General features: G+C 64.8%; 11 protein-coding genes. 6 read left to right on the plus strand and 5 right to left on the minus strand.

What is annotated here, in order from left to right; all coding sequences use genetic code 11:
- Positions 1-31: 31 nt before the first annotated feature.
- Positions 32-514, minus strand: a complete 483-nt coding sequence (locus AC56K1_RS19155) for an NUDIX hydrolase (protein WP_497159384.1) — start codon at positions 512-514, stop codon at positions 32-34.
- A 250-nt stretch (positions 515-764) separates the two neighbouring features.
- Between AC56K1_RS19155 and AC56K1_RS19160 the strand changes: the two genes are divergently transcribed.
- The 4 genes from AC56K1_RS19160 (at position 765) to AC56K1_RS19175 (ending at position 4093) form a co-directional block, all read left to right on the plus strand.
- A complete protein-coding gene (locus tag AC56K1_RS19160; RefSeq protein ID WP_497159385.1) occupies positions 765-1877 on the plus strand; it encodes a Re/Si-specific NAD(P)(+) transhydrogenase subunit alpha in 1113 nt (370 codons plus the stop codon).
- 41 nt (positions 1878-1918) lie between these two features.
- Positions 1919-2245 carry an NAD(P) transhydrogenase subunit alpha part 2 gene (locus AC56K1_RS19165; RefSeq protein ID WP_497159386.1) on the plus strand — a complete coding sequence of 109 codons (327 nt, stop codon included), beginning with the start codon at positions 1919-1921 and terminating at the stop codon, positions 2243-2245.
- Positions 2242-3699 (plus strand): NAD(P)(+) transhydrogenase (Re/Si-specific) subunit beta, encoded by a 1458-nt coding sequence (locus AC56K1_RS19170; RefSeq protein ID WP_497159387.1) that lies wholly within the window; start codon positions 2242-2244, stop codon positions 3697-3699. The genes AC56K1_RS19165 and AC56K1_RS19170 overlap by 4 nt, the downstream gene beginning before the upstream one ends.
- Positions 3700-3865: 166 nt before the next feature.
- A complete protein-coding gene (locus AC56K1_RS19175; protein WP_497159388.1) occupies positions 3866-4093 on the plus strand; it encodes a DUF7661 family protein in 228 nt (75 codons plus the stop codon).
- Between the two features lie 285 nt (positions 4094-4378).
- On the opposite strand, the gene AC56K1_RS19180 is transcribed toward AC56K1_RS19175, so the two are convergent.
- The 4 genes from AC56K1_RS19180 to AC56K1_RS19195 are packed head-to-tail and all read right to left on the minus strand — an operon-like array spanning position 4379 to position 8646.
- Positions 4379-5524 (minus strand): FAD-dependent monooxygenase, encoded by a 1146-nt coding sequence (locus AC56K1_RS19180; protein WP_497159389.1) that lies wholly within the window; start codon positions 5522-5524, stop codon positions 4379-4381.
- Positions 5521-6858 carry a Xaa-Pro aminopeptidase gene (gene pepP / locus AC56K1_RS19185; protein WP_497159390.1) on the minus strand — a complete coding sequence of 446 codons (1338 nt, stop codon included), beginning with the start codon at positions 6856-6858 and terminating at the stop codon, positions 5521-5523. The genes AC56K1_RS19180 and pepP overlap by 4 nt, the downstream gene beginning before the upstream one ends.
- Positions 6855-7577, minus strand: coding sequence for an N-acetylmuramate alpha-1-phosphate uridylyltransferase MurU (gene murU, locus AC56K1_RS19190; RefSeq protein WP_497159391.1), 723 nt, complete (start codon positions 7575-7577; stop codon positions 6855-6857). Before murU ends, pepP begins: the two co-directional genes overlap by 4 nt.
- Before the next feature lie 10 nt (positions 7578-7587).
- A complete protein-coding gene (locus AC56K1_RS19195; RefSeq protein WP_497159392.1) occupies positions 7588-8646 on the minus strand; it encodes an aminoglycoside phosphotransferase family protein in 1059 nt (352 codons plus the stop codon).
- 96 nt (positions 8647-8742) lie between these two features.
- On the opposite strand from AC56K1_RS19195, the gene AC56K1_RS19200 reads away from it, so the two are divergent.
- Positions 8743-11031, plus strand: coding sequence for an LPS-assembly protein LptD (locus tag AC56K1_RS19200; RefSeq protein ID WP_497159393.1), 2289 nt, complete (start codon positions 8743-8745; stop codon positions 11029-11031).
- A 77-nt stretch (positions 11032-11108) separates the two neighbouring features.
- A complete protein-coding gene (locus AC56K1_RS19205) occupies positions 11109-12524 on the plus strand; it encodes a peptidylprolyl isomerase (RefSeq protein ID WP_497159394.1) in 1416 nt (471 codons plus the stop codon).
- Positions 12525-12527 lie beyond the last annotated feature (3 nt).

Below are 12527 nucleotides of genomic sequence, written 5' to 3' on the forward strand. Positions count from 1 at the left end.
TGCAAGGCGCAGCAGGTTTGCCGATGTTCCATCAGATCCCGCCTTCGAAGACGGAGGGATGGGTGTAGAGCAGGGCCAGCGGCATGCGGCGGCCGGCCAGGTAGTCGTCCACGCATTGCAGCACGATCGGGCTGCGGTGCTGTTCGACCGTGGCGGCGATCTCGTCGCGCGTCATCCACAAAGTGCGCAGGATGCCGTCGTCCAGCGGCTGGTCGAACTGGCGCCCGGCTTCGCCGCAGAAGGTAAAGCGCAGGTAGGTGATCTCGGTGCCGCGCGACTTGGAATGGTAGCGCGACATGTACATGCCCACCAGGCCGGTCGGGATGAACTCGTGCGCGGTTTCTTCCAGCGCTTCGCGCACCACGGCCTGCTCGAGCGACTCGTTGGGATCGAGGTGGCCTGCCGGCTGGTTCAGCTTCACGCCTTCGCTCGTTTCTTCCTCGATCAGAAGGAAACGGCCATCGCGCTCGATGATAGCGGCGACGGTCACGGATGGTTTGAAGATATCGGTCATGCGCGTCCTCGAAAAATGAGCCGACATTTTACCTTGACACAACCTACCTCTGCTCATCCATGCTACCTACAGTGCGCTTGCCTGTCGTTAAATGGCCTTGATCTTCTGCAAACACCTGCCGGGTTCGTCTGGCCTCGGTCCACCATCTTCGACACAATCGAGGATTGGCTTTTTGGTATTTGTTATTAAGCAATTCTCGTCATTACATGGTAGATTGTTGGAAAGAATGGTCCACTGAACGGAGGGATTCATGAGAATTGGCATACCGGCCGAAATACGGCCGGGCGAGACCCGCGTCGCTGCAACTCCCGAAACCGTCAAGAAGCTGGCCGCGCGCCACCAGATAGTGGTGGGCACCGGGGCCGGCATCAAGGCATCGATTCCCGATGCGGCCTATGAAGCCGCCGGCGCCACCATCGTCGACGCGGCCACCGCCTTGCAGGCCGACATGGTGCTCAAGGTGCGCAGCCCGGACGCTGCCGAGCGCGCCCAGATGCGGCCCGGCACCGTCCTGGTCGGCATGCTCAATCCCTTCGATACGGACAATCTGGCCGCCATGGCCGGCGCCGGCCTGACCGCCTTCGCGCTGGAAGCCGCGCCGCGCATTTCGCGCGCGCAGTCGATGGACGTGCTGTCGAGCCAAGCCAATATCGCCGGCTACAAGGCCGTCATGCTGGCCGCGAATACCTACGGACGCTTCATGCCGATGCTGATGACGGCCGCCGGCACGGTCAAGGCCGCGCGCGTGCTGATCATGGGCGTGGGCGTGGCCGGGCTGCAGGCGATCGCCACCGCCAAGCGTTTAGGGGCCGTGATCGAAGCTTCCGACGTGCGCCCTCCGGTAAAAGAGCAGGTGGAGTCGCTCGGCGCCAAATTCATCGACGTGCCCTTCCTGACCGACGAGGAACGCGAGATCGCCAAGGGATCGGGCGGCTATGCGCGTTCGATGCCGGCGGACTGGATGCGGCGCCAGGCCGAACTCGTGCACGAGCGCGCCAAGCTGGCCGACATCATCATCACCACCGCCCTGATCCCGGGCCGCAAGGCGCCCGTGCTGATTGCGGAAGAAACGGTGCAGGCGATGAAGCCCGGCTCGGTGATCGTCGACATGGCGGTCGAGCAGGGCGGCAACTGCCCGTTGACGGAACTGGGCCGCACCGTGGTCAAGCACGGGGTGCACATCATCGGCGAGCCGAACCTGGCCGGCCTGGTGGCGGCCGACGCCTCGGCCCTGTATGCGCGCAACGTGCTGGACTTCCTCAAGCTGGTCATCGACAAGGACGACAAGTTCATCATCGATCGCGAGGACGAGATCGTGCGCGCCACGCTGGTGTGCGCGGACGGCGCGGTATTACGTACCTGAGTGCGGACGCAGGTTTCAGGGACAGATTCTAGGAGCGAAGCATGGAAATCAGCCACACCATCATCAACCTGATCATCTTCGTGCTGGCCATCTACATCGGCTACCACGTGGTCTGGAACGTCACCCCCGCGCTGCACACGCCGCTGATGGCGGTGACCAACGCGATCTCCGCCATCATCATCGTCGGCGCCATGCTGGCCGCGGGCCTCACCGAAGGCTTGACCGGGCAGGTGGCCGGTACCCTGGCCGTGGCACTGGCCGCGGTGAACGTTTTCGGCGGCTTCATGGTCACCCGCCGCATGCTCGAGATGTTCAAGAAAAAAGAACCGAAAGCCGTCAAGGCGCCGGCAGCGGGAGAGCAGGCATGAACTTCATCAGCATGAACGTCGTGACACTGTTCTACCTGGTGGCCTCGATCTGCTTCATCCAGGCGCTCAAGGGCCTGTCTTCGCCCTCGACCGCGCGCCTCGGCAACACCTTCGGCATGGCCGGCATGGCGATCGCCGTGGTCACCACGGTGGCCCTGATCTTCAAGCTGCAGGCCGAACTGGCCACCGGCCACGGCATGGGCTTCCCGCTGGTGATCCTGGGCGTGGTGGTGGGCGGCGCCATCGGCGCCGTCGCGGCCAAGAAGGTCGAGATGACCAAGATGCCGGAACTGGTCGCGGCCATGCACTCCTTGATTGGTCTTGCGGCCGTGTGCATCGCGATTGCCGCCGTGTCCGAGCCCTGGGCCTTCAACATCGCCACCCGCGACACCCCGCTGCCCTTCGGGAATCGGCTCGAACTGTTCATCGGCACCTTCGTCGGTGCAGTGACCTTCTCGGGCTCCGTGATCGCCTTCGGCAAACTGTCGGGCAAGTACAAATTCCGCCTGTTCCAGGGCGCGCCGGTGCGCTTCGCGGGCCAGCACATCCTCAACCTGGTGCTGGCGGTCGCGCTCATCGCGCTGGGACTGATGTTCTGCTTCGCCGACGGCGTCGAGCCATCCTGGACCCCGTTCATCATCATGGCGGTTCTAGCCTTCGTGCTGGGCGTCTTGATCATCATCCCGATCGGCGGCGCCGACATGCCGGTGGTGGTGTCGATGCTGAACTCCTACTCCGGCTGGGCGGCGGCCGGCATCGGCTTCTCGCTGAATAACTCGATGCTGATCATCGCCGGTTCACTGGTCGGCTCGAGCGGCGCGATCCTCTCGTACATCATGTGCAAGGCCATGAACCGCTCCTTCTTCAACGTGATCCTGGGCGGTTTCGGCGGCGAAGCGGTCGTGGACAACGGCACGACGAAGGAGCAGAAGCCGGTGAAATCCGGCTCGGCCGAGGACGCGGCCTTCATCCTGCAGAACGCGGAATCGGTGATCATCGTCCCGGGCTACGGCCTGGCGGTGGCGCGCGCCCAGCACTCGGTGAAGGAACTGGTCGACAAGCTGACCGAGCGCGGCGTCCAGGTGCGCTACGCGATCCACCCGGTGGCAGGCCGCATGCCGGGCCACATGAACGTGCTGCTGGCCGAGGCCGAGGTGCCCTACGACCAGGTGGTCGAGATGGAAGACATCAACGGCGAATTCGGCCAGACCGACGTGGTGCTGGTGCTGGGCGCCAACGACGTCGTCAACCCGGCCGCCAAAGACCCGAAATCGGCCATCGCCGGCATGCCGATCCTCGAGGTCTACAAGGCAAAGAGCATCATCGTCAACAAACGTTCCATGGCCTCCGGCTACGCCGGCCTCGACAACGAGCTGTTCTACCAGCCGAACACCATGATGGTCTTCGGCGACGCCAAGAAGGTCATCGAATCCATGGTAAAAGCCGTCGAGTAAGGCTTCCCCCCCACCTCTAATTAGGGTCAGAGTTGAATTATTTGCCAATTGATCTGCCGATCTGTCGCCCGGTCACGAAACATGGCGCGCCGTCAGCTGATCGGGAGTTCTTGGCAGATAATTCGACTCTGACCCTCATTGTTTTGGTACGAGCTAGATAGACGAAATGATGAACGAGTTGCGTTTCAACGTGTTCGGCAAAGTCGTCGCCATCATCGGTACGCCCGGATCGTGGCAGGCGTTCTATCCCGGAACAAATGGCACGCGCAGCCCAGCTGACTTCGTCGTTCCTTGTGACATCACCGAGGACGGCCTGGCCGAATATCTCGCTGACCTGTTCCACGAACATGCCACGCCCCAGCGCTGCACGGTCCTGCCTCTGAACCATCAATAGGGTCAGAGTCGAATTATTTACCAATTGATCTACCGATCCATCGCAGAGCCAACGAACATGGCGCGGCGTTAGTTGATTGTAGGTTCCTGGTGAATAATTCGACTCTGACCCTAATTAGTTAAGGTGCCGTTGCCCATCGAACAAATGAGGGTCAGAGTCGAATTATTGAGCTCGGTCTTCAGATCAATTGGTAGGAGCTAATGTCAACAGCCATGAGCCAAATGATCCGAGGATCTTGGCAAATAATTCTACTCTGACCCCAATTAGGCTGACCCCAATTAGGGGTTAGCGGCGGCCGAACATCATCAGGTCGGCGAGCAGGAGGCGGGCGGGTTTGATGGTGTCTAGGGCGGCGAGGGACAGGCCGAGCAGGGGCTGCAGCGGGCCAGAACCGGTGAAGGCGCGGGCCATGGTGTCGGTCAGGGCGATCGTCAGGCGGCGGTCCTGGTGGCGCTGGTCCACGAAGGTGGCAATGGCCTCGGGGCCAGGGCGGCGGGCGAGCTGGCGGGCGAGGACGGCGGCGTCGCGCAGGCCGAGGTTCAGGCCCTGGCCGGCCACCGGATGCAGGGTCTGGGCGGCGTTGCCGATGGCGACCGTGCGTGCGGTGGCGCGGGCTTCGGCGTTCAGGCCGAGGGGGAAGGCGACACGCGGGGAGGCTGCAGTGAAGCGGCCGAGGCGGCCACCGAAGGCGTCGCCCAACTGCGCGAGGAAGGCGGCATCGTCGAGCAGCTGGATGTCCGTTGCACGTTCCGGACGCATGCACCACACCAGCGCGTAGCCGTGGCCGTCGCCGCCATCCTGCGGCAGCAGCGCCAGCGGGCCTTCGTCGGTAAAGCGCTCGAAGGCGCGGTGCGCGATCGGGTCGCTCACGCTGACGCGTGCGATCAGGGCGGTCTGTTGGTAGTCGCGCTGCTGCGCCTTGCTGTCCTGCCGGCCGAACACGCCGCCTTCGGCCTGCACCGCCACCTGGGCGGCCACCGAACGTCCATCGTCCAGACGCAGCAGCACGCCGCCGGCTTCTTCGTCGAGCGATTCCACGCGCGCCGGGCGCAGTGTCATCACCTTGGCGCGCTCGCAGGCGCGCGCCAGCGCGTCGACCACGTCGCCGTAACGCGCCACATAGCCCAGCGCGGGCAGCTTGTGCTCGGCGCGGTCCATCAGGCTGCGGCCCAGCTGGCCGCGGCGCGAGACGTGGATCCCGTGGATCGGCGTGGCCGGCAGCGGCCAGGCGCGCACTTCTTCGAGCTGTTGCACGCTGCCCCAGGACAGCGCGATCGAACGCGGATCCGTGATCGCCTGGCCCAGCGACTTGCCGTCGATGAGGGCAATGCGCTCGCCCGCCACGCCGCGCTGCACCAGGAAAGCCGCCAGCGCCAGACCCACCGGACCGGCACCGCAAATCGCTACGTCAAGGTCGATCCGTTCGTTCATCCGTGCTCCCGCATCAGCGCTTCAATGTCGGCCACCGTTTTCGGCGCCGCGCCGGACAGCACGCGGCAGCCACCATCGGTCACGACCACGTCGTCCTCGATCCGGATGCCGATGTTCCAGAACTGCTCAGGCACGCCGTCGGCCGGACGCACATAGATGCCCGGCTCGACTGTCAGCGCCATCCCTTCGAGCAGGGAGCGCGACGGCCGCGCCGCCTGGCTCACATCGCGGTAGGGGCCGACGTCGTGCACGTCCATTCCCAGCCAGTGGCCGGTGCCGTGCATGTAGAACTGCTGGTAGGCCTTGTCGGTAATCGCATCCTCAACCGCACCATATTTTGCCCGGTCGAGCAGCCCGACCTCCAGCATGCCGGCCGTGAGCACCCGCACCGCCGCCTCGTGCACGTCGCTGTATGGCCTGCCAGGGATGATGGCGGCGAGCGCCGCATCCTGCGCCTGCAACACCAGTTCATACAAGGCCATCTGTGGCGCGCTGAAGCGCCCGTCCACCGGCCAGGTGCGCGTGATGTCCGACGCATAGCCATCGAACTCGCAGCCGGCGTCGACCAGCACCAGCTCGCCCTCGCGGCACTGGCGGTTGTTCTGGTTGTAGTGAAGGACGCAGGCGTTGATGCCCGACGCGACGATCGGTGTATAAGCTGGAAACTGCGCGCCATGGCGGCGGAATTCGTGCAGCAGCTCGGCCTCGATTTCGTACTCGAACCGGCCCGCGCGGGTAAAGCGCATGGCGCGCGCATGGGCGCCGCCGGCAATCGTTGCCGCGCGCGCCATCAGGGCGATTTCGCCTTCGTCCTTCAGCAGGCGCATCTCGTCGAGCATGCCGAGCAGGTGATGAAGGGTGGCGGGCGCCGTGATGCCGGTGCGGCCCTGGGCGCGCACCGCCTTCAGCCAACTGCCGATCTGGGCGTCGAGCGCGGCGCTGTGGCCCAGCGCGTAGTAGAGCGCCGGCGCATTGGCCAGCAGCTTGCCCATCTGCGCATCGAGTTCGTCGACTGGGTAAGCCTCGTCGAAACCGAGCTCCGTGCGCGCCGCCTCGGGGCCATAACGGTAGCCATCCCAGATCTCGCGCTCGGTATTTTTCTCCCTGCAGAACAGCACCGAACGCGCAGGTGTTTCGCCGCTGGCCGCGACCAGCACCAGCACGCTCTCAGGTTCCGTAAAACCGGTCAGGTAATAGAAATAGCTGTCGTGCCGGTAGGGATAGTCGCTGTCGCCGTTGCGCACGACTTCCGGGGCAGTGGCCAGCACGGCGACCGCGCCCGGCTGCATGCGCTCGAGCAGGCGGCTGCGCCGTTGCTGGTAGCTGACCGTCATGAACCGGTTTTCACCGACCCCAGCGGCGCATTGAGTTCTTCCAGCTGGCCGGCGGTGCCGACATTGACCCACAGGCCGTTGTACAGCTCCCCGCCCACGCGGCCCTGGTCGATGAACTTGCGCATCAGGGGACCAAACTTGACGAAATCGCCCGCGGTGATCCCCGCGAACATCTCGGGACGGTAGACGCCGATGCCGGCGAAATTCCACTTTTCCGGCCCGTCGTTACGCAGGGTGTACATGTCGAGCGCGAAGTCGCCCTCCGGGTTGTGCCACGGATTGGGCGTCAGCCACAGCCAGGCAATGTCGCGCTGGTCGGCCGGGATCGGCACGCCCACCATGTCCTTGTCCTTCAACACATCGAAGACCTGCGAGAAGTCGAAATAGGGCGCGTAGATGTCGCCCGACACGGCCAGGAAAGGCTCGTCGCCCAACAGGTGCAAGGCATTGACGATGCCGCCCGCGGTCTCCAGCGGCGCCGGCTCGTGCGAATACTGGATGCGCGCGCCGTACTTGCTGCCGTCGCCCAGCTCTTCCTCGATCATGTGACCGAGGTGGGAGTGGTTGATGACGATGTCGGTGATCCCGGCGCGCACCAGGTTGAGCACGTGGTAGGTGATCATCGGGCGTCCGCGCACCTTCAGCAGGGGCTTGGGGCAGGCGTCCGTCAGCGGCCGCATGCGCTCGCCGCGGCCGGCGGCGAAAATCATGGCTTTCATGGGCGTTCCGTCAGAAGGTGTAGCCGACCGTCGGCGCCTTGTCCTCGAGCGCGTCGAGCAGGCGGACCAGCGGTTTGAGTTCGGTGTAGCGGTTGGCGGTCTTGCGCACGTAATCCATCACGGTCGGCAGGTCGCCCATGTAGATCGGCTTGCTGTCGCGGTAGTTCAGGCGGCAGAAGATGCCCAGGATTTTCAGGTGGCGCTGCAGGGCCATGAACTCGAAGTCGCGGTAGAAGGCATCGATGTCCGGATTGACCGGCAGGCCGAGCTGCTTGGCGCTTTGCCAATAGCGCACCACCCAGTCCAGCACCATGTCTTCGTCCCACTGGATATAGGCGTCGCGCAGGAGCGAGCCGAGGTCGTAGGTGATCGGGCCATACACGGCGTCCTGGAAATCGAGCACGCCCGGGTTGCCCTGCTCGAGCCACATCAGGTTACGCGAATGGAAATCGCGGTGCATGTAGACCTGCTGCTGCGCCAGCACGTTGGCGGTGATCGCCTCGAAGACCTTGTCGAGCTGCGCCTGCTGCTTCTCGTCCAGCGTGACGTTCAGGTGGCGCCCGATGTACCACTCCGGGAACAAATTCATCTCGCGCAGCACGAAGGCGCGGTCGAATTCCGGCAGCTTGCCCGGCTGGCTGGCCAGCTGGAACTTGAGCAGGGCGTCGACGGCGCTTGAGTACATGAACGGCGCGTTATCCAGGTTCAGGCGCTGCAGGTAGGTGGTCACGCCGAGGTCGGACAGCAGCAGGTAGCCGCTGTCGACCTTCTGGGCGACGATGGCCGGCACCGTGACGCCGGCTTCCATCAAGAGGTTCTGCACGTGCAGGAAGGCCGGCACGTTCTCGCGCTCGGGCGGTGCATCCATGGCAACCAGGGTCGCGCCCAGCTTGTCCTGCAGGGCAGGCACGACGTCGTAGCGGAAATAGCGGCGGAAGCTGGCATCCGAAGACGCCGGGCGGCCGGTTCCGACTTCCACCAGGCCGGTCGAGGCCAGCCATTCGGTCAGCCCTTGCAGGCGCGCGTCTTTGTCGGCGGAAGTGGAGGAATTTTGATACAAAGAAGACATGAAGCGGCCTGGTGAATCCGGTTGGTTGAGGTAATTCCCATATAATAAGGGATTCATCTCAAAAATACCGCCCTTTATGGCGCACCACGATCTTCCATGAGCTGGTTTACGGCCCACCCATTTCCCCCACGGCAGATACTCGCGCTGTATGCACTGGCTGCCGCAGCATCCGCACCCGTGCACGCGCAGACTGTACCGCCCGCACCACAGCCCGCTCCCGCGGCCACCGCGCTTACTGCCGCCGATGAGCGCGACCTGCCCATCACGATCAGCGCTGAGGAAATCAACGGGCGGCCCGACCGCCAGCTGAACCTCGAACGCAATGTCGAACTGACACGCGGCCAGACCCGCCTGACGGCCGACACCGCGTGCTACCTGCGGGTCGAGGACGAAGTCACTGCTGTGGGCAACGTCAGCATGTGGCGCTTCGGCGACCGCTACAAGGGCGACGAGCTGCAGCTCAACCTCGAGACCGGGAAGGGCTATGTGCTGCGTCCCGAATACCGTTTGCAGCTCAATAACGCCCAGGGCCATGCCTCGCGCATCGACTTCCTCGGCGAAGACGTGGCGCTGGTGCGCGACGGCACCTACAGTACCTGCGAAGGCCCCGATCCCGACTGGTACCTGAAGTCGAGCACCCTGCGCCTGGACAGCGGGCGCGACGTCGGCCTGGCCGGCAAGACCGTCATCTATTTCAAGGACGTGCCGATCATCGGCACCCCGGCCCTGTCGTTCTCGCTGTCGGGCGCGCGCCGCTCCGGCTGGCTGGCCCCCACGGTGGGCTTCGGCTCCAAGGGCAAGGCCGAAATCATGGTGCCGTATTACTTCAACATCGCACCGAACCGCGACCTCACGGTCTACCCGCGCATGATGTTCGACCGCGGTCTGCAGCTCGGCGCCACCGGCCGCTATCTCGGCGTGACCGAGCGCGGCGCCTACCAGGGCGAAACCCACGTCGAGGGCCTGCGCCACGACCGCGAGACCGGCGAAGACCGCTGGCGCGTCGATTCGATCCATACGCAAAGCCTGGCACCCGGCTGGTCCTATGGCTGGAATCTGCATGGCGCGTCCGACGACGAATACCCGAGCGACTTCTCGCGCACGGTGGCGGTCAGCGCCGAGCGCCAGCTGCTGCGCGAAGTCCGCACCGACTACAGCGGCCAGTACTGGAGCCTGACGGCGCGCGCCCAGAACTACCAGGTTCTGCAGGACCCGGCCGCGGCCAGCGATCCGCGCCTGGCGGTGCCGCGCCCCTACGACCGCCTGCCGCAAGTTAACTTCCACGCCGGCCGCTACGACGTGGCCGGCTTCGACTGGGCGGTGGACGCCGAGGCGGTGAGCTTCTGGCACCCGGATTTCGTGCGCGGCAACCGCGCCGTGGTGGTGGGCCAGGTCAGCTATCCGTGGGTGCGTCCCGGCTACTTCATCACGCCGAAATTCATCGCCCACGCCAGCAAGTACGACCTGGACCGCGCCAACTACACGGGCGAGCGCAAGCTCTCACGCTACCTGAATACCTTCTCGCTCGACAGCGGCATGGTGTTCGAGCGCGAGACCTCGCTGTTCGGCCGCGCCATCACGCAAACGCTCGAGCCGCGCCTGTTCTACGTGCGCACGCCCTACAAGAACCAGGACGCCTTCCCGCTGTTCGATACCGGCCGCGCCGGCTTCAACTACGCGCAGCTGTTCAGCGAAAACCGCTTCGTCGGGCCCGACCGCGTGTCCGACGCCAACCAGCTGACCGCGGCCCTGGTGTCGCGCTACGTCGAGTCGGACGGCGCCGAGCGCCTGCGCATGGCCTTCGGCCAGCGCATCTATTTCGAGGAACCGCGCGTGCGCCTGCCGGGCGAGCCGCTGCACCAGAGCCGTTCCGACGTGCTGCTGGCGGCCTCCGGCCGCATCTCGCAGACCTGGAGCTTCGATAGCGGCGTACAATATGACGCGACCGGCAGCAGCTTGTACAGCTCGAACCTGAGCATGCAGTGGCAGCCGGCCCGGATGAAGGTCCTCAATGCCGAGTACCGTTATCAGCGTGACAGCTTCCGCAACGTCGATTTTTCGGCGCAGTGGCCGCTGTCGTCGCGCTGGTACGGCGTCGGGCGCGTGAGCTATGCGCTGCGCTCGTACGGCGTGGGAGGCGCGTCGCCGGTCGGGAAGGGCAAGCTGCTCGAGAGCCTCATCGGTCTCGAGTACAAGGCCGATTGCTGGGTGTTCCGCATGGGAGCCCAGCGTTTCGTGACCGCGGCCCAGACCACCTCGACGCCGATCTTCTTCCAGCTCGAGCTCAACGGCCTGTCGCGCCTGGGCCTGGGCAACCCGCTCGAAACGTTCAACAAGAGCGTGCCGGGCTATACGCAGCTGAACACCAATGTGGGGCGTCCTTAAGGACGTCTTAACCGGCAACCGCTACACTGCCTGCCGGATTACTTGAATAATTATTCACCTGAATGAGTGCTTTCCAGATGACGCGTTCCACCCGTTTGCACATTTCCAAGCTTGCACGCAAGCCTGCAGCGAACCTTGCAGCAGTGCTGCTGTGCGCACTGACCGCGGGCCAGGTCCTGGCTCAGGCAGCCGCTCCGGCCGCGACGCCGGCTGCCACCAAGCCCGGCAGCGGCTTCCTGCCGCCGGCATCGGCCAGCACCAAGGTGATCGATTCGATCCATGTCGTCGTCAACGACGAGGTGATCACCAAGAACGAGGTGCGCAACCGCGCCGTCCAGACCGCCCAGAACCTGAAAGCGCGTAACGTGCAGCTGCCGGACCAGGCCACCCTGGAACGCCAGGTGGTCGAGGCGATGATCGTCGAGCGCGCGCAGATCCAGCTGGCCAAGGAAATGGGCGTGCGCGTCGACGACCGCACCCTGGACGCGACCATCGGCCGCATCGCCGAGGGCCAGAAGATGACGGTGCAGGAGATGCGCAACCAGATGGAGAAAGAGGGCCTGCCGTACGCGCAATTCCGCGACGACATCCGCAACGAGATTATGATGACCCGCCTGCGCGAGCACGAGGTCGACGCCAAGATCCAGGTCTCCGAAGCCGAGATCGACACCTACCTGGCCGCTTCGAAAGCTGCCGCGGCCGAAAAGGTCGAGATGAATTTGTCGCAGATCCTGGTTGCCGTGCCCGAAAACGCCTCGCCCGAGCAGATCGCGGCACGCCGCGCGCGCGCCGAGGAAGTGGCGCGCCAGCTGCGCACCGGCGCCGATTTCTCCAAGATGGCCGCCACCTATTCCGAAGCGTCCGACGCCCTCAAGGGCGGCGAAATCGGCTGGCGCGACCCGGACCGCCTGCCGCCGGTCTTCGCCACCGAACTGCGCAAGCTGCAGCCGGGCCAGGTCACCTCGATCATCAAGACCAACGTCGGCTTCCACATCCTGCGGATGGCGGAAAAGCGCAGCGTCGCCGGCGCGGGCGAAAAAGAGGTGGTGCAGCAGACCCGCGCCAGCCATATCCTGATCAAGCCGACGCCGACCATGACGGCGGCCGAGGTCAAGCGCAAGCTGGCAGAGCTCAGGGAAAAGATCGCCAACAAGTCCGCTACCTTCGAGGAGCTGGCGCGCCAGAACAGCCAGGACACCTCGACCGCGCCGAAGGGCGGCGACCTGGGCTGGCTGATGCCGGGCGATGCCGGTCCCGAGTTCGACGCTGCCTTGAGCGGCCTGAAGCCGGGCGAGGTCTCGGACGTCATCGAGTCGCCGTTCGGCTTCCACCTGATCCGCGTAGCCGAGCGCAAGAGCGAAGACGTGAGCGCGCAAAAGGAACGTGGCCAGGCGCGCCTGGTCCTGCGCGAGCGCAAGGTGCAGGAAGCGATGGAAGACTGGATGCGCCAGGTGCGCGACCGCGCCTACGTCGAGTTCCGCGAGGAGCAGTAATCC

The sequence above is a fragment of the Telluria sp. ZB4P37 genome (genome assembly GCF_059685855.1).